The 22,014-nt window shown below is 38.1% G+C and carries 16 protein-coding genes; 6 read left to right on the forward strand and 10 right to left on the reverse strand.

Annotated features, from left to right (window positions below; translation table 11 throughout):
• Positions 1–110: 110 nt before the first annotated feature.
• Positions 111–671 carry a hypothetical protein gene (locus R3E32_03155; GenBank protein MEZ4883712.1) on the reverse strand — a complete coding sequence of 187 codons (561 nt, stop codon included), beginning with the start codon at positions 669–671 and terminating at the stop codon, positions 111–113.
• 241 nt (positions 672–912) lie between these two features.
• On the opposite strand from R3E32_03155, the gene R3E32_03160 reads away from it, so the two are divergent.
• The 3 genes from R3E32_03160 (at position 913) to R3E32_03170 (ending at position 3,021) form a co-directional block, all read left to right on the forward strand.
• Positions 913–1,143, forward strand: a complete 231-nt coding sequence (locus R3E32_03160) for a DUF2188 domain-containing protein (protein MEZ4883713.1) — start codon at positions 913–915, stop codon at positions 1,141–1,143.
• Between the two features lie 198 nt (positions 1,144–1,341).
• A complete protein-coding gene (locus R3E32_03165) occupies positions 1,342–2,052 on the forward strand; it encodes a hypothetical protein (protein ID MEZ4883714.1) in 711 nt (236 codons plus the stop codon).
• A gap of 303 nt (positions 2,053–2,355) precedes the next feature.
• Positions 2,356–3,021 (forward strand): hypothetical protein, encoded by a 666-nt coding sequence (locus R3E32_03170; protein ID MEZ4883715.1) that lies wholly within the window; start codon positions 2,356–2,358, stop codon positions 3,019–3,021.
• Positions 3,022–3,390: 369 nt separating this feature from the next.
• Here R3E32_03170 and R3E32_03175 read toward each other — a convergent pair whose 3' ends face one another.
• The 3 genes from R3E32_03175 to R3E32_03185 all read right to left on the reverse strand — a co-directional run bounded on the left by R3E32_03175 (position 3,391) and on the right by R3E32_03185 (position 10,150).
• The gene (locus R3E32_03175) at positions 3,391–3,687 is read right to left on the reverse strand and encodes a type II toxin-antitoxin system RelE/ParE family toxin (protein ID MEZ4883716.1); all 297 of its coding nucleotides are present in this window, start codon (positions 3,685–3,687) and stop codon (positions 3,391–3,393) included.
• Complete coding sequence (locus R3E32_03180; GenBank protein ID MEZ4883717.1) at positions 3,672–3,920, reverse strand: hypothetical protein; 249 nt, start codon at positions 3,918–3,920, stop codon at positions 3,672–3,674. Before R3E32_03180 ends, R3E32_03175 begins: the two co-directional genes overlap by 16 nt.
• A 125-nt stretch (positions 3,921–4,045) precedes the next feature.
• On the reverse strand, positions 4,046–10,150 hold the full coding sequence (locus R3E32_03185; GenBank protein MEZ4883718.1) for an alpha-2-macroglobulin family protein: 6,105 nt from the start codon (positions 10,148–10,150) through the stop codon (positions 4,046–4,048).
• A gap of 464 nt (positions 10,151–10,614) precedes the next feature.
• Between R3E32_03185 and R3E32_03190 the strand changes: the two genes are divergently transcribed.
• Positions 10,615–12,075 carry a T9SS type A sorting domain-containing protein gene (locus tag R3E32_03190; protein ID MEZ4883719.1) on the forward strand — a complete coding sequence of 487 codons (1,461 nt, stop codon included), beginning with the start codon at positions 10,615–10,617 and terminating at the stop codon, positions 12,073–12,075.
• Positions 12,076–12,087: 12 nt separating this feature from the next.
• On the forward strand, positions 12,088–12,780 hold the full coding sequence (locus R3E32_03195; protein ID MEZ4883720.1) for a DUF4918 family protein: 693 nt from the start codon (positions 12,088–12,090) through the stop codon (positions 12,778–12,780).
• 74 nt (positions 12,781–12,854) lie between these two features.
• On the opposite strand, the gene cls is transcribed toward R3E32_03195, so the two are convergent.
• The 3 genes from cls to R3E32_03210 all read right to left on the reverse strand — a co-directional run bounded on the left by cls (position 12,855) and on the right by R3E32_03210 (position 16,230).
• A complete protein-coding gene (gene cls / locus R3E32_03200) occupies positions 12,855–14,414 on the reverse strand; it encodes a cardiolipin synthase (GenBank protein MEZ4883721.1) in 1,560 nt (519 codons plus the stop codon).
• Positions 14,415–14,538: 124 nt separating this feature from the next.
• Positions 14,539–15,279, reverse strand: a complete 741-nt coding sequence (gene lipB / locus R3E32_03205; protein MEZ4883722.1) for a lipoyl(octanoyl) transferase LipB — start codon at positions 15,277–15,279, stop codon at positions 14,539–14,541.
• A gap of 9 nt (positions 15,280–15,288) precedes the next feature.
• A complete protein-coding gene (locus R3E32_03210) occupies positions 15,289–16,230 on the reverse strand; it encodes an AraC family transcriptional regulator (protein MEZ4883723.1) in 942 nt (313 codons plus the stop codon).
• A 182-nt stretch (positions 16,231–16,412) separates the two neighbouring features.
• On the opposite strand from R3E32_03210, the gene R3E32_03215 reads away from it, so the two are divergent.
• Entirely contained in the window at positions 16,413–17,738 is a 1,326-nt protein-coding gene (locus R3E32_03215; GenBank protein ID MEZ4883724.1) for a cytochrome P450, read from the forward strand.
• A 144-nt stretch (positions 17,739–17,882) separates the two neighbouring features.
• On the opposite strand, the gene R3E32_03220 is transcribed toward R3E32_03215, so the two are convergent.
• From R3E32_03220 to R3E32_03230, 3 genes are all read right to left on the reverse strand, one after another.
• Positions 17,883–19,778 carry a tetratricopeptide repeat protein gene (locus tag R3E32_03220; protein ID MEZ4883725.1) on the reverse strand — a complete coding sequence of 632 codons (1,896 nt, stop codon included), beginning with the start codon at positions 19,776–19,778 and terminating at the stop codon, positions 17,883–17,885.
• Positions 19,779–19,836: 58 nt separating this feature from the next.
• A complete protein-coding gene (locus R3E32_03225) occupies positions 19,837–20,397 on the reverse strand; it encodes a hypothetical protein (GenBank protein MEZ4883726.1) in 561 nt (186 codons plus the stop codon).
• A gap of 344 nt (positions 20,398–20,741) precedes the next feature.
• A complete protein-coding gene (locus R3E32_03230; GenBank protein ID MEZ4883727.1) occupies positions 20,742–21,950 on the reverse strand; it encodes a sodium ion-translocating decarboxylase subunit beta in 1,209 nt (402 codons plus the stop codon).
• Positions 21,951–22,014 lie beyond the last annotated feature (64 nt).

The following is a 22,014-nucleotide window of genomic DNA, read 5'->3' on the forward strand; positions in this document are numbered from 1 at the left end:
GGGCGGTCATTCAAACGTCGACAAGTTTTTCAAACATTGTCGAGTTTTCTCTTGATTAGTGTAGAGTTCGCTCAACGTCCGAAGGACTTGGCGACACTTGGAACGCCCCCCTACAAATACCTCACCCCAACAGAATCAAACTTCCCAAGCAAAGCAATCAACAATTCCCCCTCCTTTTCATCCCCAATAGTCAACTGAATCCGCCGCATTTTCGGAGAAGAAACCGCCGAACTTTCAGACTCCAACTCCAATTCGGATTCAGATTCCTCCACCAATAAACTCCCCACAGAAGAATCCTCATGACTTGTCGACGACAAAGGCGAATCCATTCCTCCTATCGTTATCGCAGCCTGTTCCGCCTTCGCAAGCACCTCCTGCAATTCAGGCACAATAGCAGGGTGCGGATTGTCCTGCAATGCCAATTGTGCCAACTCGTTGGCTTCGGAGGGTTTTTGACAATCCAAAGCCAAAGTAGCCGCACTCCTCAAAAAAACGGAACGGGACAACTGATGGCTTTCTTCTTTCGGAATCGACAAAGCGTAGGTGCGCTCCAAATTGTAGGCTTTTTGATAGAACAATTGTGCGGTCGTTTCATCCCCTCTTTTTTGGGCGAAAAAGGCTTCATCCACAAATTCCATCGCTATATCGTGCAAGGCTGCTAATTGATTCATTTTTTTATGATTTTTGCTTTTGGGTTACTGAATTATACAACAACTATCTATATATTCTTACGTCTTTATTCTCTTATTGAAGCATATGCCTGATTACCAAAAAAACAATCCAACTCCAATGTTAGTTTTGTGAATTTTGAATGCAAAAAAGAAAAAAATACGTAACATTAGGGAACTAAATAACCATAGTATGGTGTTTAGATATTGATAATTAATTTTTAAACAAAAAAAATATTTTAAAATGGGTAAAAATCAGCATGTTGTAAAAAAGGACAATAAGTGGTCTGTGAAAGGAGCAGGAAATTCCAAATCTACAAAAAAATTCAATACTCAAAAAGAAGCAATTAATTTTGCAAGAGAAATTGCTAAAAATCAAAAATCTGACGTAGTAATTCATGGAAGAGATGGAAAAGTTAGAGATAAAGATAGTTACGGTAATGACCCAAATCCACCAAAAGACAAAAAACACTAATTATTAAATATTTGAAAATCATACAAAAATTAATCTTTTTTTATCGAAAATAAATGAAGATTAATTTTTAAGAAATCATACAAAAATTAATCTTTTTTTATCGAAAATAAATGAAGATTAATTTTTAAGATAAGAAAAAGTAAATGACAGAAAAAAAAAATAAGGGAAATTAATTCAATTTTAGAAAAAGCTAAATGGTTGCTTGGAATTGGTATAGTAATAATAATAATGATGCCTTTTCTACTAACATTCGAGTATTTTCACGAACGATTTAATTTTAGCGAAACAGGACAAATTGGAGATACAATTGGTGGAATTACAGCTCCGTTTTTGAATTTAATCGGAGCATTTTTAGTTTTTTATGCCTTAAAAGCTCAAGTAAAAGCAAATGAGTTAGTTCAACGTCAAATTGATAAGGAAAACAAATTAAAAGAATGCGAAACAGATGCCCAGAATCTTAATCAGTTGTATTCTTATCTACTTGAAAGTATAAATACTTTTAAATTCACAACTTTACCAGTTCATGATTTAAGAAATGTAGAGGAAATAGATATAGAAGAAGAATTTACAGGTGGAGATGCTTTCTATCATTTATTTTCTCAGATAAGATGCCATTACCACGGCACACCAGAAGAACTGCATAGCACACAAAGTGTTTCAGAACTTATGAGTATTTTAAAAATTATGGATTTAATTCTTAATAAGTTAAAAAATACAAAAAGCAATAATAAAGAAATTCTAAAAACACTTACAATACATTTATTTGATTATAAAATAATCACTCGAATAAGAGATGAAGAAATTGAAGATTTGAAAACTGATTATTGTGAAATTTGTAAATGCAATCACGGATTACCAGAAGAATTAAGAATTTTAATTTCTAAAATCAGAATTAAAATAAAAGAATAAATATGTAATAAAATATTTATTTATATTTTTAAAATCGGAAACTATATTTCTAATTGTCCTTCATAAAGCTAACTCGTATGCTTAATACAGCATCATCATAATTCAATTCGAGATAGTTCTTCATAATTTGTATTATGGAAGAAACTGATGAATGGTTTTGTGAATTTTGAAGTAAGATACAAGCATTTATGAATGTTAGCTATCTAAATTTTACTTCAAATAACCCTGTGAAATATTTGGATATACATATTATTATATAAACAATTTAGTAGTGGTTATTAAAAACAAGAAAATCAAATTCAAATGACATTAATTACAACAGAGATAAGTAGTATTCAAGTAAAGTTAATGTACTTACACTTTAAAACTATAAAAATAAACGATAGTATAAGTAGGGTTAAGTCGTTGAAATTTGAAGACTTAAAAACTCCAAAAGCAATAGCATCTAAAGGGGAATTAACTTATGATATAATTGATGTGATTATCCTATTTGAAAATTATCATTCATTGACAGATAAACTATTGAAAAAGAATCATTTAGCTACATTAATGCCTGAAGAATTAAGATTAGAATTAAAGGAATTAAGAAAAGTCATGTCAAAATGGAAGCACGTTAGAAATAAAATAGGTGGGCATCTAGACTTAGATGTAATTGAAGAATTTTGTGAAAAATATAATTATAAGGGAGTCTTTATTAGCCAAAATTTAGAAGCAGACTTTAAAGGAATCCTATTATTAATGATGTTAGAATCTGCAATTAATAGCACAAACGATAAATCCAATCTATTCAATGAAGAATTAACTTTGACAAAACCACTTGATTTAAATAGGTTTATCGCAAAGTTTATGACTGATTGGAGGCTTTGCTTAAATATTTTCAAACCAGTACAAGAATTTTTATATAGCCTTGGTAAATCTGAAAAATTGAGTTTAATAACTAAAGAGGATATTGGAATTATAAATTTTTAAAAAAAAACTATTACTAATGAAATTCATAGATATGAAGTCTGCATAATTTCTTTTAATAGTAAATGCAATTCACTCATATGAAAAAAATAAAATTACGTGCGTTTGTAATATGTACGGAACACTTTCAAAGTTTGAAATATAACAAATGCAAAGAAACCCCCAAAGCCTTTCTTCAAAAAAGCTTCGGGGGTTTCCAAATTTAAATCCCTCCGAATCCCAAAATTCCTGTTCCCATACACCCTACTCAATCACCACCCTAACCCCCTCCGAATGACTCGTAAACTCTGGAGCATACATACACTGCATCGTCGTAATCCCATTGGAGAAATCCCCCTGATGCGTTGCCCAAAGCGGATATATTTTATAAATTCAAAATTTATGACTATCGGGATTTTGCCTTGTGTCATATATGTACAAGATAAGAATGGTTTCACCAATTAGTTGATAAACAAGCATATTCTGTCGACTCAAAGGATATTTTCGCACCTGACTTCTCTTTGCAGATTTCCTTCCTATATGTGGGAATTGGGACAATAGCAGCAGTTTACTCTCCACATTGTCAATAAATTTGGAAGCAATATCAACAGACCATTCCTCAGCCAGATAATGCACAATATCGCTATAAGTTGATTCCGCATTTTGTGTCCATTCTATCTCATAAGCCATTGATGGTATTTTTTTTGGACTTCACTATGAGGAATAGTCTTCCCCTCTTTTACTTCTTGTAAAGATTTCTCAATACTTTTTTGTTGCTGAAAACTCAATTCATCCCAAAAATCATTATTAGCATCTGCTTTTTGTGCTTCCAATAAAGCCAAGTGCAACTCTTCCAAAATAGATTTATTCTGAATTTCTTCAATGATATTGTAGATATTTTGTTTGATTTCTAGTACTGTCATAAAATTAAAATTTTAGGAAAAACAAACTTCTCCTGTATTTAGTTTCACAATCTATAAAAAGAAAAACCGAAGCTCCTCCTCAAAAAAAGCTTCGGTTTCCCCAAAAATATCTCAATATTAATTATCTACTCCCCAATCACCACCCTTATCCCCTCCGAATGACTCGTAAACTCAGGAGCATACATACACTGCATCGTCGTAATCCCGTTCGAGAAATCACCTTGATGCGTTGCACGTAGCGGATATTCAAACACATACGTACCCTTCGGCAGCCACGACATAAAGAAGTTGGTAGCCGCATCTTTGGTGCTTTCGTAGTAGCCCAAACCATCTTGGTACTTATAAGACGAAATCACGTTCATCGGCTCAAAACCCGAAGCCCGCATATCTTTCAGATGCACATATTCCATATCCCTATCCACCCGAATTTCGATGCGAACCTTCACCTTATCGCCCACACTGATTTTAGCGTTGTCGGTCAAAGGAGTCAATTTGGGGCCGTTTTTGGTATTTTCTTCGAGGAACAATTCCTTTTTGATAGAAAGAGGCGTTTCGGCGAAAGTGATTTTGTCGAGTTGCTCAAAATACTGCCAGTACATAGCACCCCAAGCCACGCCCTTGTCGTTTTTCGTCACCGTCACCTTGCCCATGTCTGCGGTCACATCTTCGCCATCCCATGTTTTTTTGAAGTAGCCCGTACCCGCCTCCACGCTGACCGTTGGGTCGTTTTTGGGGTCGAGTTTTTTGCCGCCCACGGTGATGGTCGCTATTTCGTCGCTTGACAACCAATCATCGCCCGTCAAAATCAGTGCGTAACAAGCCTCTGCCGTTGCTTTGGTCGTTTTCCAATCCTGCGTTTGTTTCTGCTTCAAAAGCCACACCTTCATGTCGTTCACCGATTTTTCGTCCTTCGCCACCTCATTGAAGGCTTCAATCAACAGCGATTGACTCTCAATCGGAGCTTGGTACCAATACCAACCGTTTGCCATATCTTTGAAGTACATACCCATTTCTTCGTTGTTGACCGAATTTTGGCGAAGGGATTCGATGATGCCATTTGCCGTTTTCGAGTCGCCATTTGTGAAGCGGTGAAGGGCAAGCGCAATCATTCCTTGCAGGTATTTGTTGTTGCTCAACCAATATTCGGCAGCCTGACCTTGATAGTAGTCAAAAGCCGTTTTGTAGGATTTGTCCACAGGAATGTCTTTGAAGAAAGAGCGGGCGTATAAATACTGAATCTGCACATTGCCGATTTGTTTTTCCTTCAAATTCGCCTTGTATTTCAATAAGTTGTCGTAATCCTCTTGAATGACCATATCCAAATACTGCACCGCTTTTTGGGTCATGTTCCACGTATCGCTGTCCTCTCGCACGTTTTTGATGCCCAAATTGTCGAGGTGTCCCAAACCCGAAACGATGTGCTGCGTAATGTAGCGGCTTTCGGGCATTCCTGGAAACCAAGACCATCCGCCATTGCTGACTTGCATTTGCTGCAATTGCTTCAAGGATTTGGTCAATTCGCTCCTCATTCGGTCGATGTCGAACAAAACACCCACTCTGCGTTTGCGCTCGCTTTCGTCTTTCGCCTGCAAAACCCATGGAGTTTCTTGCAGCAGCAAAGACTTCAATTCTTGGTTTTTTTCCAAATTCGACAACAATGCGCCCGATTCGTTTCCTGCGCCATCGTCCAAGGAAGCCGTTGCAGCAGCTTTTTCCCATTCTTTGAAAACGGCTGCAATTTTGGGGTCGGAGTTCGCAATGTGGGATGCGATGCTGTTGGCATAGAAACGGCTGAAAATCTGCTCGGCACATTCATGCGGATATTCCATCAAGTAGGGCAATGCTTGAACGGCATACCATGCAGGTTGTGAAGTAAATTCAAGCGTCAATCTTTCGTTTTGAAGCGTAGAAGACTGCTCGGATTTGTTCAGTTTTTCAAAGGTAAACTCCTTTGTGCCTTGTCCACGAACAGGCAAAGGCATACTTTCTGTCACCAACATTCGGTTGGTCAAAACGGGAATCGAACTTTCTTCACCATCCGAAAACTTACCCGATTTCGCAATTACTCGATAGGTAACTGCTTGAATGTCTTTGGGTATCTTCAATTTCCAATTGACGGCAGTGCTTTGTTCGGCTTTTGCAGTGAAGTTGACGGAAGTCGTCGTATTGCCCAATTTTTTGTCAATCGGCTTCATGGTCAATGCGTCAAACAATTGCAGAACAGCCGTTCCGTTCATTTCTTTGTCGGTCAGATTGGAGATTTTTGAAGCAAAAACGATGTCGTCGCTTTCTCTGAAAAAACGGGGTGCATTTGGCATCACCATTAGATCTTTTTGCGTCACAATTTCCTCAGTCATCTGCCCATACTTCAAATCTTTGGTGTGTCCAAACGCCATGAATTTCCAACGGGTCAAAGCTTCGGGGGCGGTAAATGACAACATCACTTCGCCTTTTTCATTCGTCCGCAATTCGGGGAAAAAGAAAGCCGTTTCGTTAAGGTTTGTACGCACTTGCACATCTTCAAAATCAGTTTCGGTAGGTGTATCATCTCCTCCATTTTGATCTCTTTCTGCCCCATTTGCAGCTACCTTCAACTCATCGGCAGTAACAGAATCATCCGCAATCTCAGCAGAAGAGTATTCCATTCCCGCAGACTCTTCCATTTCCATTGCAGGAGCAGCAGAAGGCATCGGTGCTTTTGACATAGCTTTATACCTTCTTCCTTCACCAGCCAAAGCACCACCTGCTCTACCGTAATACCGATAACCATACAAACTAAAGTCAAACCAATTCAGTTGGTCGTAGTTTTGGTATTCCAATCTGTGGTCATACTCATTCCAATTCTCAGCGTACAATTGGGAGTTGCCTACCCCAAAGCCACTATCTGATGAAAAACGGCTTTGTCCATAGTAGGTTGGGTAAATGCTGCCAAAACTCCATCCGTGGTATTTGAAGGCATCTAAAGATGCATCGTACATACTCGCTAAGAGTTCGGCGGCTACTTTTTCGCCCTTCATGCCACTGATTTTCACTGTCCATTGCTCCTCTGCGCCAGGATAAAGTTTGTTGCGAAAGCTAGATAGTTCAATTTTGAGGTCTTTGTTGTTCCACGGAACATTGATGTTGTGGCTTTCGGTAAAGGCTTCGTTGTTGCGGATAGCACTTAGATGAATGGCAAAGTTGCCTCGGTATTTTTCCAAGACTTTGACATTGTAAATGTTTTGTTCCTTGTTTGCGGTCAGCCATTTGCGTTCCACAATTTTTTGGTCGTGTTCGACTTCAAAGAGGATTTTGGTATTCGGTAAAGCAGAGCCATAGGCAATCACAATGGTTTCGTTCGGTTCGGCTGCGGTTTGAGAAAGCGTGTGCCAAAAGGCCTCCTTCAATGGGATTTCGTCTGTCAAGAACGAAAAGACATCGAAGTATTTCTCAAATTTCACTTCCTCACCGTATTTGTCTTTGGTGGTCAATTCAAGAACGTATTTTCCAACGCTCCAACTTTTGATGTCATTGGGGCTGATTTTGGAGTCTTTGGCAGTTTTGAAGGATTGTTCAAATACTTTTTTGCCTTTTTCCCAATTTGCAGGACGGTTCTCGTCTTTGTAAACATCGTATTCAAAGGTGTCGTAATATTCTTCTTTTGACATCACAAATTGGTCGGGCTGTTCCCATCTTCGGGTTCTAAAAACCCGTTCAGGTTGCTTCAATTCGTGGATGGCGATTTTTACATCTACTGCTTCAAATTCTCCACCCAAATTAGTCGTACTGACTTTGAAGTTGGCGGTGCTGTCACGGTTCACTTCATTAGGAACGCTGACACTTGCCAAAAGCGAAATATAGCCCACGCTGACACTGCTTTCGCTGCTTCGGGTTTCGCCACTGATGTCGGTCACATCTGCATAAAGCGTGTAGGTGTATTGTGGTTTTTGTTTGGAGTCAATGCTTGCGTCTGGAATGGCGGTAAACTCAAATTCAAATTCGCCTTTTTCGTTGGTTTTGGTCACGCCATTGGTGACTTCCAATTCGGAAGAAGCAGGGTAAGGAATCCACCATCTGAACCAATAGGGGAAACTCGCTCTGCGAACGACTCTATATTTGACCTCCGCTCCGTCAATCACCGAACCTGCATAGGCTTTCGCCAAACCTGTTGCTTTGACGGTTTCGTTCAAGCGATACGAGCCTTCAATTGGGTTGAAACTCACTTCAAATTTGGGTCTTTTGTATTCTTCTACTTGAATGTCAGTGCTGCCATTTGACTCTTTGATAGTCATTCTACCGTTCAACACGCCTGTGGGTAAGGTGAATTTACCATTGAAGGTTCCGTAATCGTTGGTTTTGAGTTCCAACTCGGTTACTTTTTGGTAATTGACATCGTAGAGTTCCACTTTCGTTGTTTTGTTCAATACCAAATCACTATTTTTACCGTCTGTTGTGAGCATTAAGCCTTTGAAGTAAACAGTTTGACCTGGACGGTAGATAGAACGGTCTGTGAAAAAGAAGGTGCGTGTTTGACGGCTTTGAGGGCTTTCGTTTCGGTAGTAAAGATTGTCGTTGTAAGAATAACGGTCATCGCCTTTGGTCATTACGACTCTTTTGTTGGAGTAATAATTTCTGTCTTGATTGACATTGAAAGAAAACTTGCCTTCAAAATTAGATGTGCCTTGTCCCAACAATACTTCCTCATATTTACGGGTTTTGTAGTCGTATTTTCGAGCGTAAATCTCAAATTTTACATTGTCAATCGGTTCGCTTGTTTTGCGGTGGACAGCAAAAAAATCGGTCGTATTTTTGTGTCCATTCTTCAATGTACTCAAGTTGGTGACAACGGTATATTGAAAGGTAACCGCTTCTTTTTTCATTGAATAGTTGTCAGTCGTTGCCAACATGACCACATATCTTCCAACCTTTTGGTTGGGTATGCTTATTTCAATGTTGTGACTTTGGTAATCACCTTCGTTTGGCAAATCCACTGTCCAATTGTCCAACACCTTCAATCGGTTGAGGTAATTGAGTTGCTGTTCTGTTTTGTCTAATTTTTCGATTGCCTCCTCATCTTCTTGGGTGATAGCTGCAACCTTGGCATATACTTTTGAGACGTTTTGGTAAGAGACAAATGCCCTGAAAGGTTGCTCGGGTAGGTTGGCGTTTTCGAGGGTAAATTGAAGGTTCTTCCGCATGATGTTTTCCTTCAATGAGGCACAATTGTTTGATCCTCTGCTATTCGGATGTCGGGCAATCGTTGCATCACACAACTCCAATGCTTTTTTCTTTTCCCAACGTGGTTCAGGCGTATTGATTGGATGGTATTTGTCTCCTTTTTGGCTGTGAAATTTGGCTATGTTGTAACTTGCCATTGCAGAAGATGGATGGGTCAAGGTGTTGTTTTCCAAAGCTTTCAAACCTTCTAAATACAATTCGTCTTTGTTGGGCAAAATGGAATTGTCCCGTACATAGTCCAATCGCTTCAAATCGGCATCAACAAGTGCTGTTGGATTTTCATCGTTCAAATGGAAACGCACCAAATCTTGGAATACCTTGATGGCGTAAAATTTGGTGGAAAGTGGGTCGGTGGTGGTAAAATTGTGATTTACAAAATCTCTTGCAGGATCAAAGGCTGCTTTTTGGGTAATTTGAAATTGGTCGGCAGCCGTTGTGACATTAGATTCTGAACTCATGAAAAAATCAAGCGCATCGTGCGCCAATAGGTCGTAGAGTGTCGGACGGTATTCTTTGGATTTTTCGTTTTCTACGAGGATGTCTTTGAAGGTTTCTATCTTGGTTTTTTGGAGTAATTCCTTGTTTTTCAAAGAAGCTTGGTAGAGGCGAATGGATTCTCCAATAATCGTATTCGCATCCCAAGTTTGGAAATCTTCGGGTTTGTTGTTGGCAATTTCGGTACGGTTGAGTATTCTATAACGGTTGTTTTGATAGTATTGCCAATAGAGATTTGCCTGTATGTTTTGCAGGACAGACTGGAGGGGTTCTTGTGCCTTTTTGATTTCTTCGGTAATCTCATTCATCACCTTCTGCTGGCTGTTTTCCTCTTTGTAAGTCGTGTATTTCCAAAGGTGCAGAAGCGATTTGACGACCTGTGGTGCGTTTTGGTCTTCTTTTGCCTTTTGGTATATTTTGCGGACAGAGTCTTCCGCATTTTGGGTGAGTCCTTCGTTTTCTGCTTTTTGGACTTGCAGCCATTGGTCTGCGTAGTCCTGATCGGGGTTCCAATTCATGCCTTCGATTTTTTGAGCGTTGCTACAACTAATAATGGTTGCTAAAATTACGAAAAGTAGAGTGAGGAAGGTGAAAAATTGAAATTTTGTGAAGTTTATCATGGATTATTTATTTGGTTTTTGTTGGATTTTTGGTGGATGCTGTTGATTTTTTGAACAAGAACTTATAGATGAAAAAGAACTACTCGTGGTTGTATGGACAAGAATCTCGCATAATGTAAAGGTTAATTCAGTGTGAAAGTTCCTTTCTATCTAACAGTTCTTGTTCACATAAGTTTTGATGCGGTTTTTGAGTGTTTTGGTGTCTAATGTAAGAAAAAAAGCTAAAATTTAATAGCGGAAGTGGAGGAAAGTTTTTGAAGGGGTGAATTTGATTAATTATCTTTGTAAGACTAAAATTCATATGTTATCTTTGTAAGACTAAAATTTATATGTTATCTTTGTAAGACTAAAATTTATATGAAATGATTAAAATTATTTGTGTTCTCCGTGATTTGTGTAAAAATCTATTTGTTTTTTTATTGGTTTTTAGTTGTTCCTCCCTCTTTGCCCAATGGACTTCAACTAATTTATCTGTAGCAAAGGAAAAGATTGCAGTAGCTTCAATGGGAGATGAAGTTTTTTTCATTGGAGGTAATAAAGGTGCTAATGGGCCCGATACAAATATTGTAGAAATCTATAACTCCTCGACTGATGAATGGAGAACAGAGGAATTTTCTTTCTATTCAGGAGCTGATTTAACAACAGTTCAAACAGAAAATTACTTGATTAGTTTTGATAATGTAGGTAAAATACATTTGTATAATAAACAGTCAAAATCTTGGGAAACAATTGACCACCCTAATCGGAGGTCTGGTTATGCTGCTGTGACTCATAATGATAAGGTATATTTCGCTGGAGGTAAAAAATCTTTTGAGCCAGCCAGTAAAGTGGTAGATATATACAACTTAATGACTAAAGAATGGTCTGTTGATAGCTTATCTGCTGGGCGTTCAGATATTACTACTGCTGTGGTAGATGATAAAATATTTTTTTTAGGAGGAGACCCGAAAGCAGGTTTTACAAATTCTGATGTAGTGGATGTATTGAATACAAATACTGGTGAATGGGAAAATTTCACCTTGACAGAAGGAAAATATGATATGGGGTTGGTTGTTGTAGAAGACAAAATAATCTTAGCAGGTGGACAGCTTGATAATAGCTTATCTTCTGGATTTTCAGATTTAGTCGAAATAATAGATACAGAAACCTATAATATTCAAACACTTTTTCTATCAAATGAAAATCGTAAACTACAAGGTATTCGTTTAGATAATAAAGCTATTTTTGTAGGTGGAGAAACTACAATTGCAGAAATTGTAGATATTGCAGAAATGACAGTAAATTCAAGCATTTTAAGTTCTGCAACGTCACTTTTTCGTGTAAAAGCAACTGTGTTAGGAAATAAAGCCTATTTTTCTGCGGGTACTGGCATTAATGGGGCTTTGGTGTTTATCTATGATGGAGATACTGAATTATGGACAAATTACAAGTATGGAGATAGTCGCCAATATATTTCAATGATTTCACATAAAGATAAATTATTTATTGCAGGTGGAAGAAAAGCAGATTTTGAGATGACAGATGAGGTATTTATTTATCAAGATACATCTATTGTTGTTTCCAATTTACAGCCATTCGAGCTACCTCAAATAAACATTTATCCGAACCCTTCAAGCAATTTCTTACATATAGAAATAAAAGAAAGTGTTGAAGGTTTATCTGCTTCTCTGTATGGGATTAATGGGGACTTACTTTTTGAAACTGATTTTCCGAAATTGGAACGAACTATGCAAATTGATTTGCGAGAAATTCATGGGAAGGTGTTTTTATTAAAACTTACCTCAAAAAATGAGACCTACACTTACAAAGTGTATAAACAGTGAAAATAGAAAAAAATGAAAATTCTAACCTTCGCCGAAAAAATCATCTCCTTCAACAAATCCCTTCAATTGACCGCCAAACTCCCTCCCAACATTGGCGTAATGAATCCCTTTGCAACAAACGAAAAGGTGTTGGAAACTTCCAGTCAGTTTTACCGCAAATTTTACAACGATAATAAGAAGCGCAAACTCATTTTGGGCATCAATCCTGGGCGATTCGGGGCGGGTGTGACGGGAGTTCCTTTCACCGATTCCCACCGAATGTCAACCTATTGTGGCTTGAGCATTGAAGGAGTGAAAACCTACGAATTATCATCGGTTTTTGTGTACGATGTTATTGAAGCTTATGGTGGTGCGGAGGCGTTTTATCAAGACGTTTATATCAGTTCGGTTTGTCCGCTCGGTTTTGTGATTCGTGATGCAAAGGGCAATGAAAAAAACTACAATTACTACGATAGCAAGACATTGCAGGAAGCGGTTACACCGTTTATCATTGAATCCATTGAAGCACAATTGGAGTTTGGAATTGACCGAAGTACAGGCTTTTGTATGGGAAGTGGTAAGAATTTTAAGTTCTTGAACGCTTTGAACAAGGAAAGGAAGTTTTTCGACAAAATTGTGCCATTGGAACACCCTCGTTATGTGATGCAGTACAAATTGAAGTCGAAGCAATTGTATGTGGATAAATATTTGCGGACTTTGGGCTAAAAAGCCAAAAAACGTTTTATTTTTTTACGGTTCATGGAAGATTTTAGTGGAATGAGACTTTTATACTCTTTCTCCTACAACAAAGGCGACACCATATTCGCAGCCCGTTCTTTCACCCTATCCAAATAGGGTCGGTTTTGATGATCTTTAAGTGTCACTTCTTCACTATAAGTCAAATCTTCTTGAAAAGATTTTTTCAATTCTGCCACGATTTTTTTATCGTATAACAATGCGTTAACTTCTAAGTTTTGGTCGAAACTACGGATATCCATATTGGCAGTGCCAACCGAACCAAACACATCATCTACTACCATTACCTTGCTGTGAATGAATCCTTTGGCGTAGTAAAACACCCTTACCCCTGCCTCCAAAAGTTGCCCAACATTGAATCGTGTTCCCCATTTTACGATTGAAGAATCGGAGTCTTTTGGGAGAATAATTCGGACATCTACACCACTCAAAGCAGCTACACAAAGAGCAGTCGAAATACTTTCGGTGGGAATAAAATAGGGAGTAGCAATATAAACATATTCTTTGGCGGTAGTAATAGCGGCAAAAAAAGCTTGTAGAGTGCTAGACCATTCCGAATCGGGGCCACTTGCCGCTATTTGCACCCATTGTTTATTATCAGGACGGTGTATTTTCAAGTATTTCTCAACGTCTACATTTTTTTCTCTGCTCGCATGTAACCAATCTGCCAAGAAAATAGCTTGTAAACTTTGAGCTGCTTCTCCTTCAATCTGTAAGTGTGTATCTCGCCAAAAGCCCAATTCAGGATCTTTGATATAATTATCGCCAATATTGATGCCTCCAACAAAAGCAATTTTGCCATCCATGACAGCAATTTTTCGATGGTTGCGAAAGTTGATTTTGGTGGCAAAAATCAGCCAAGAAACCGACCGAAAAGTAGTTATCTGCACACCTGCATCTTTGAGTTGTCTTTTGAACTTGCCCCCCATTCCCCAGCTTCCCAAACCATCGTAAATAAGTCGCACCTCTACTCCTTCTTTTGCTTTTTTGATCAAAGCGTCCTTTACTTTGTTCCCAATAACATCGTTTTCAATGATGTAGTATTCAATATTTATATGTTCTTTTGCTGCTTCGATGGCTTTCAACAAAGCATCGTAAGTAACTTTACCATTGTTCAACAAAGTGATTTTATTGCAGTCAGTCAGCAGGGCCTTGCAGTTGTTGGACAACATTCTCACGATATTCATTTTCTCCTGAATGACATCTTCCTTTGCTATCGTATCGTGTTTGGCAGAATAATCATTTTCTAAAACACCAGATTTTTTCAGATATTCCAAATCCTTATCTTCTTTTTGAGACAATTTTCGCCCCAATAGGTATTCACGACTTAAATACAAGTTTCCAATCAAGCCCACTATCGGAAACGTAATCAACATAAATATCCATGCAAGGATTGTACTTGCATTGTCAAACCGAAAGAAAATGGCACCAATGGTAATCAACACCACAATAAAAACTGCAAGATTCACCCATTTGCCAAGTGAGTCTTGAAATAAATGATAAATCCCACCAACTCCTTCAATATAGCCAAACTGTGCTGCTGCAAAATAACCTATCAAACCGAACATCACCAAAGCAAGTGCAATTACTGCAATGTCTTTCATTCTTTCAAATATTTACAAATTCACTTAATTTTCTTATGCTTCTCTTTTGTTAGAGAATATAAACTACACAGTAGCGGAAAAATTTAAAGGTCTAAGATAATTATTTCTTTAAGACTTGAACAAATTATCTCACCGGCTGCAAATTTTTCACCAGTTCAGCTTCAAATAAATTTGTAAAATGCTTCTTCAATTTACTTTTCACCTCTTCAATATCCACCTTTTCCACCTCCAATTCTTTGTGGAGTGACGTCACTGCCTTATCAGTGATGCCGCAAGGAACAATATTGTTGAAGTAATCAAGGTTGGCATTTACATTAAATGCCCATCCGTGCATTGTCACCCATCGACTGCAGCGGATTCCCATAGCGCATATTTTCCTTGCCTTCAATGGATTTTCACCATCCAACCAAACACCTGTTGCGCCTTTGATACGTCCTGCCTCAAGACCATATTCCGCCAAAGTGAGGATAACCATTTCTTCCAAAAACCGCAAAAACTTGTGAATGTCGGTGAAAAAATTGTCAAGATCCATAATCGGATAACCCACAATTTGACCAGGGCCATGATAGGTAATGTCGCCTCCTCTATTGATTTTGAAGAATTCGATGTTTTGGTCTTCCAATTCGGCTTCATTGAGCAGCAAATTGTCTATTGACCCATTTTTTCCGAGGGTGTAAACGTGGGGGTGATTGCAGAAAATCAAGTGGTTGTCGGTTGGCAATTGTTCTGATTCCGCCTTTTTTCTATTGGCCACTTTTTCTGCAACTACACTTTGAAATAGTTCATCTTGGTATTTCCAAGCGTCTTCATAACTTACCGAACCAAGGTCTTGAAACTGTATCTTTCGATTGGGAATTTTGTACATAATTACCTGTCATTCATCATTAAATCGCCGATATTTTGAAGGTGGAATACCAAACTCCTTTTTAAAAGAACGGCTAAAGGAGTGAATATCGGCAAAACCTGTGAGAAAAGCAATCTCTGTAACAGAATGTTCGATGTCCATCAAAAGTTCTGCAGCTTTGCCCAATCGTTTTTGGATGCGGTATTGGTGGGGAGACAAACCATAAACGGCTTTGAAGGTGCGGTGAAAATGAAAGGGAGAAATAGTGGCTACTTTCGATATGTCTTGAATGTCAATACCTTTATCTAAATTTTCGTCAATGAATTCTTTGGCAACCGACAGGCGTTTGTACAATTCCTTGCGAGTGCTTCGCTTCACACTCGACAATTTGTTCATTTGGTCAAAAGCCTTACCCTGCAATTGCAGCAAAGCAAGTGTGAGGTCATAATACACATCTTGGGTAGTCAACAAGTGATGTTCTGATAAGTCTGTTATTTTTTGACTTTCAATTTGATGTGCCAGTTTTTTGAGTTGATTCCCCAAAATAGACGATTCATTGGCGGGATAAATTTTGTCAATAATGGGTATCGAACCCTTCATTTCATCAAAATCTAAAGGAAAATCGAGCAAGGTTTCCTCTTTTGCTTCAAAATTCCTCAACACATCCTTGACCATACAGGTACTTAAATTCACACAAATACCATTGGTGTAATCTTTTGTGTCGATGGATACATGAAAAGGAGTTCCTTGATTGAGCAATAAAAACTGATTATCACCGACCTCATGACTGTCATAACCCACAGCATATTCCTCCAATCCTTGTATAACATATTTAATCGCTATTCCACCAACAGTCCCTTGATCTTCAATTTTTTTGAAGGAAGAATATGCCAATCTATTGGTATTGTGGGCTTCATGATTGGGTAGATGATTTTCATTGTAGCTTTGAAAATAAATGTGTTTCGTGTCCATATTGAAGCGACTTTAGGTGAAATATATGTTGTATGTATCCATGCAAATATAATTTTTATACAGTGAAAATTTTAGGTATTGCAGTTCTTTAGCAATTTTTAACAAGTGATTTGTATTTCAAATACTGAAAAAAAAAATACTATTAAATTTCTTATTTTGCAGCACATTTAAATATATAAACCATGAATCAGCAAAAAGCACAACTATCAGACATTCCAGGCGATTGGGGTTTACCCTTTTTTGGCGACATGTTTAAGTTTTTGAAAAACCCAATTCAACTCTACAAGGACAAACAAGAGAAATATGGAGATGTATTCAAAATGCAATATTTCGGAAAAACGCAATTGGTATTGTTAGACAAAGCAGCGAATCAGTTCTTGCTAATTGAGCAAGGAAAATACACTTCTAATGAACAAGCATGGGAATTTCCACTCAAAGATTTGTTTCCCAATGGTTTGATGCTCATGGACGGAGAACGCCATCAGTACCATCGAAATATCTTGCGAACGGCATTTGAAAAAGACCCGATGAACGGATACTTGGAAATGATGCTGCCGATTATTGAAGATTTTGTGGAAAGTTGGCGGACACAAAAAAAGGTGTTTGCTTTCAACGCCTACAAGGAATTGACCCTTCAAATGGCGGGAAAAGTATTTTTTGGGTTGGATTTCTCCAAAGACTTGGCTATTGTGAATCAACATATTATTGAAGTGGTGAAAGCAGCAACGGCCATTCCAGTAGCTATACCCTTTAGCACTTATGCTCGTGGTGTTAAAGCAAGAAAAAAGTTGGAGGCTTACTTCAAAACCCTGATTGCACAGAAACGTGCAAATCCTCAAAAAGATCTTTTTAGCCTTCTCTGCTTTGCCAAAAGTGAAGAAGGCAATCAATTGAGTGACCAAGAAATCGTAGATCACCTCATTTTTATTCTGATGGCTGCCCACGACACCACCGCAAGCACGCTTACAAGCCTTACCTATCTGCTTGCCAAAAATCCAACATGGCAGCAGCGTGTTCGCAAAGAGGCTACCCAACTGGACTTAAATAATTTGAAGGAAGTCAAAGATTTGCGAATCTTGGAAGATATGGATTTGGCAATCAAAGAAGCTTTGCGACTGTATCCACCACTTATATTGTTGCCTCGGGTGAGTACCCATGCAATGCAATTTGGAGATTATGCCATTCCTGCCAATACCCGTTTGGGTGTTGTTTTACAGCACAATCACTACAATGATGAACTTTGGAAAAAACCTGAACAATTTGATCCTGAGCGTTTTGACAAAGAAAGAAAGGAACACCGTAAATGCCCTCATGCCTATGCACCTTTTGGGGCGGGGAAGCACCATTGTATCGGGTTTGCATTTGCAGAAATGCAAATCAAATTGATTATGAATCACTTATTGCAGCAATTTGAGTGGACTGTTCCCGAAAATTACAAAGCTCCTTATCGAGCAGTTCCACTGCAAGAACCCACCGATGGTTTACCGATTTATTTGAAGTCATTGTAACAATAGTTCGGATAGTTTCTATTGAACACTGAGGCATAGAGTTTTGATTATTACACAGTTACGAAAATTAGTGTTTCCGACAATCAATTGATTGTCAAATGCTTAAAATCCACAAAACAAACTTCAATAGTTTTTTACACGCTTTTAAAAAGGTGCACCCAAGTCTTTTGCCCGTATGCTGTCTAATCTTGCTTCCTCAACATTATTCCGCAATTTGTGGATTCGATATCGATACAAATACGCAATGGCATCACTTGCATTGAGATTTAAGGCCGATTGAATGTCTTTCATAGCGGCATCGTAGTTCTGCAACTCGTAATAAGCGATGGCCCGCCAACGATAGCCTTTTCCATCTTCCGTTTCATACTTCAAATATTCGTTGTAATCGGCAAGGGCTTTTTCGTAGTTTTTTGCCAATGCTAACATAGTTGCCCTCTGCAAATAGACATTGTGTTTTTCTACAAAATCACCTCCTTCAATGGCAGCATTGCATTCTTTCATTGCCTGTTCATAGTCACCTTCCATCCGATGAATTTTGCAGAGATTGGCGTAAGACATATACTTTTCTTCATTCATTTCAATTGCCCTAAGGTAATCTGCTTCTGCTGCTTTGGTGTTTTTAAGAAAATGATTTGTGATGGCTCTTCGGTGGTAAACTGTGCCATAATTGGGATTGATTTGGAGGGATTGATTGTATTGATTTAGGGCTTCCGTATAGTTTTGAATGTTGCGGTAATAGTCGCCTTTGAAGGCATATCCCATGTATGATGTTTGTGGATATTTGTCAATCGCATCTTGCCAAATGGTAAAATTACTTTCCCAAACGGCGACTCTTTGATAGCTGGTATAAGCCAAAATTAAGACGGCAAAGATTCCTCCACTCAATATTACCTTGCTTACAAATTGTTGTGATTTATCGCTTTGTAGCAAATAATGGTATATACCATTTGCTACCACAAACGCCAATCCAATATAGGCGATATAGACATTGCTTTCGTTGATAATGCTTTCCGAATGTTGGAAAAAGGGCAGAAACCATACTATGTTTGCTGCAAAAAACAACAACCCAAAGGCCAAAACACGAGCAGAACGAAACGCCCATATCGTAAGCCCTACAAACATTAATACCACAACGGGAGAAAGGTAATACAGCAACGTTTGTGTGGGAACGATACTTGGTGCAGGGTGAAAAATAGCTAATTTGAAGGGAATAATGAATTTCAAAAAGTACAGCGTAAACGCATAAGTGCTATCCATCAAAATAGATGCAATACTTCCTTCTGCATTTCCTATTTGATGGTAATACAATGCCATCGCCAAAAATCCCAGAGAAATCACCCAAAATTCGGCCCATTTCATTCCCAATTTTCGGTCTATCGAATCACCTCTAAAATAATGAATTGCCAACAAAACAAAAGGAAATACAATCGCAGCAGAATTAGAAAACAGTGCCAAAATATAAGTGAAGATAGCTGCAACTCGCCACCAGGATTTTAGGGTGTTGTAGTATTGAAGGTAAGCGATAAGTGACAATAGAATAAAAAAACTATATACCAAAACCGAACGTGCTGACAACCAAGCTACCGTTTCTATTTGCATGGGATGAACGGCAAACAACATAGCTCCAATTAGTCCTACCAATGGCTTTCGGTTACTCAACAAATAGAGTACGAAAAAGACCAAAACAACATTGATTAAATGTAAGATTAAGTTTGTCCAGTGGTAAGCAGCAGGTGCGAGATTGGCGGTTTGGTAATTGAAGGCAAAAGATAATAGAGTAAGTGGCTGGTAATGATTGGCTACTGGTTCACCAAAAATTTGTAAAGAAGTACTTTGTATCAAACCATTGCTAAGGATATACAAATTATCTTGGTAATCTATGAAATCGTTTTTCACCACTCCTGCAAATACCAAATAGGTGCATCCTACTACCAACAAAAGACCCCACCATTGGTAACGTTCTAAAAAGGACTTAGAAGGTTTTGTGTTGCCTTGATTGTCTGTTTGTTGTGCTGTTTTTGTGGCTTTGCGTTTTGACATTTGTTTTAGGCAAAGGTAAGACACAAAAAGGAGAAGGAAAAGAATTAGCTTATTTCAATTATGCTTTAATATGCAGTTCAGAATCAAAATCACGTCCATCGTAATCTCCTAAATCAGTGATTCGGTAAGCTTTTCCTGTTTGTAGGTGAAGGTGATAGATTCCGTTTTGTATGTTTTTTTTAGCCTGAATACTCACGGCAATTGTATGAGGACGTTTAGGGCTAGTAGCCAATATTTGGACATTTTGAAGAGGGAAAGGAGTTACATCTGTTTGGGTAAATTCATCAATGTTGATACTGAGGATACCCATTTCTGCATCTACTTTGTAAACAACCAATAGAGCATGATTGTAAGTCCATTGCCAACTGATAATTTCTCCTTTAACAGAAATTTTTTGTGCGTGACTCGGTTGCTGTATGTCGGCTACCCAAATAAATCCATTTCGCATATAAGCAACCCTATCCCCTTCTGGACTTAACTGAACCACATCTTGTTCTTGAAGTTGTTCTTTTTTGGACTGATGGCTATTTGAAAAGGCATACAAATGGACATGGGCAAATAAAAATATGCCCAGAAAAACTAGGAAGGAAGGAATGAAAGGCGTAAAAATGGTCTTCATGCTGATTGGAGTTTTGCAGTGGTTGACAAAAAGTTGTTATGATGGAAACCTTTAATGGTATGACGTATTTTTGTCTTTTTTTGTAGCCTTTACTTACAACTGTTTTTATACTTTTGCGAATATAAGGATATTTGAGGTTTTTGACAAAGATTTTTTGATGTTTTTTTTAGCAAATTACTCATTAATATCGCAATTCTCTGTAATGGCGTTTTTTCAATTGAAAAATGAACTACGCAATTATACTATTATTACAACGACTAAATCCCAAAAACTATTTCAAGTTATTGGGTCAGTTTTGTAGACAAACTACCATTTCAATCAAAATAAACGGGAAAAAGTTCCTTCTATCCCAAAAAAGTAATCAATACACCTGCTGCAACTGCAGAACCAATGACTCCTGATATATTGCTTGCCATTGCGTATTGAAGTAGATGATTCGTATCATCATACTCCAATGCGATTTCATTGGCAACCCTTGAAGCCATCGGGACAGCACTCAATCCTGTTGCTCCAATCAACGGATTGATTTTCTTTTGGGCAAATAAATTATAGATTTTTACTGCCATAATTCCGCCTGTAATCGAAAAAACAAACGCAATAAAACCACCTACAATAATCGCTATGGTTTGAAAGTTGAGGAAAGCATCTGCGGTCATTGTTGCACCAACAGTTAAACCCAAAAAGATGGTGGCAGTATTCATGATTCCATTTGCAGCGGCATTACTCAATCGCTTGGTGTCGCTACCTATTTCTTTGATTAAATTGCCGAATAAAAGCATGCCAACCAAAGGAACAGAAGAAGGAACTAATAGTGAAACAATGGTGACTAACAAAATGGGGAAAATGATTTTTACCGCCCTCATATTGTTGATTTTTATCTTATTCGGAAACTCTCTATCCTGTTGTTTCATGTTGATTTTCAGCTCTTTTTCTGTAACTGTAAACCTCACCACCAGCGGAATAATAACAGGTACTAAAGCCATGTAAGAGTAGGCTGCAATGGCTATTGGCCCAAGTAAATGAGGTGCTAACATAATGGTCGTATAGATAGCTGTTGGGCCATCTGCCCCTCCAATAATCCCCAAAGCAGCAGATTCTTTAAGATCAAAACCCATTAAAAAAGCGGCAATCAATACACTAAAAATACCAATTTGGGCAGCTGCTCCAAAAAATGCCAAACGCAAATTGCGTAGCATTGGAGCAAAATCAGTCATTGCTCCAACACCTAAAAAGATAATGGGGGGTAACAATCCTGTTTTGATGAGGGTATAGTAGAGCATGTTCATAATGCCGTAATCTTTGGCAAGTTCCAAAACTGTTGCATGTAAAATTGGTGCACTGCTGTCTATGGCAGGGATAACATTCATACCTCCACCGGGAAAATTGGCGAGCAGTAATCCGAAACCAATCGGCACCAACAAAAGTGGTTCGTATTGTTTTTTGATACCTAAATACAACAATGCGAAGGCCAATCCCAACATAATCAATATGCTTGGACTCGCAACAATGTTGCTAAAGGCAGTCATTTTATAGAGTTTTTCTAAAATATCCATTTGGTGATTGGTGATTGGTGAATAGTGATTGGTGAGTGAAAATCCTCACACACCAACTTATGCT

The sequence above is a fragment of the Chitinophagales bacterium genome (genome assembly GCA_041392475.1).
Lineage (GTDB): Bacteria > Bacteroidota > Bacteroidia > Chitinophagales > UBA2359 > JAUHXA01.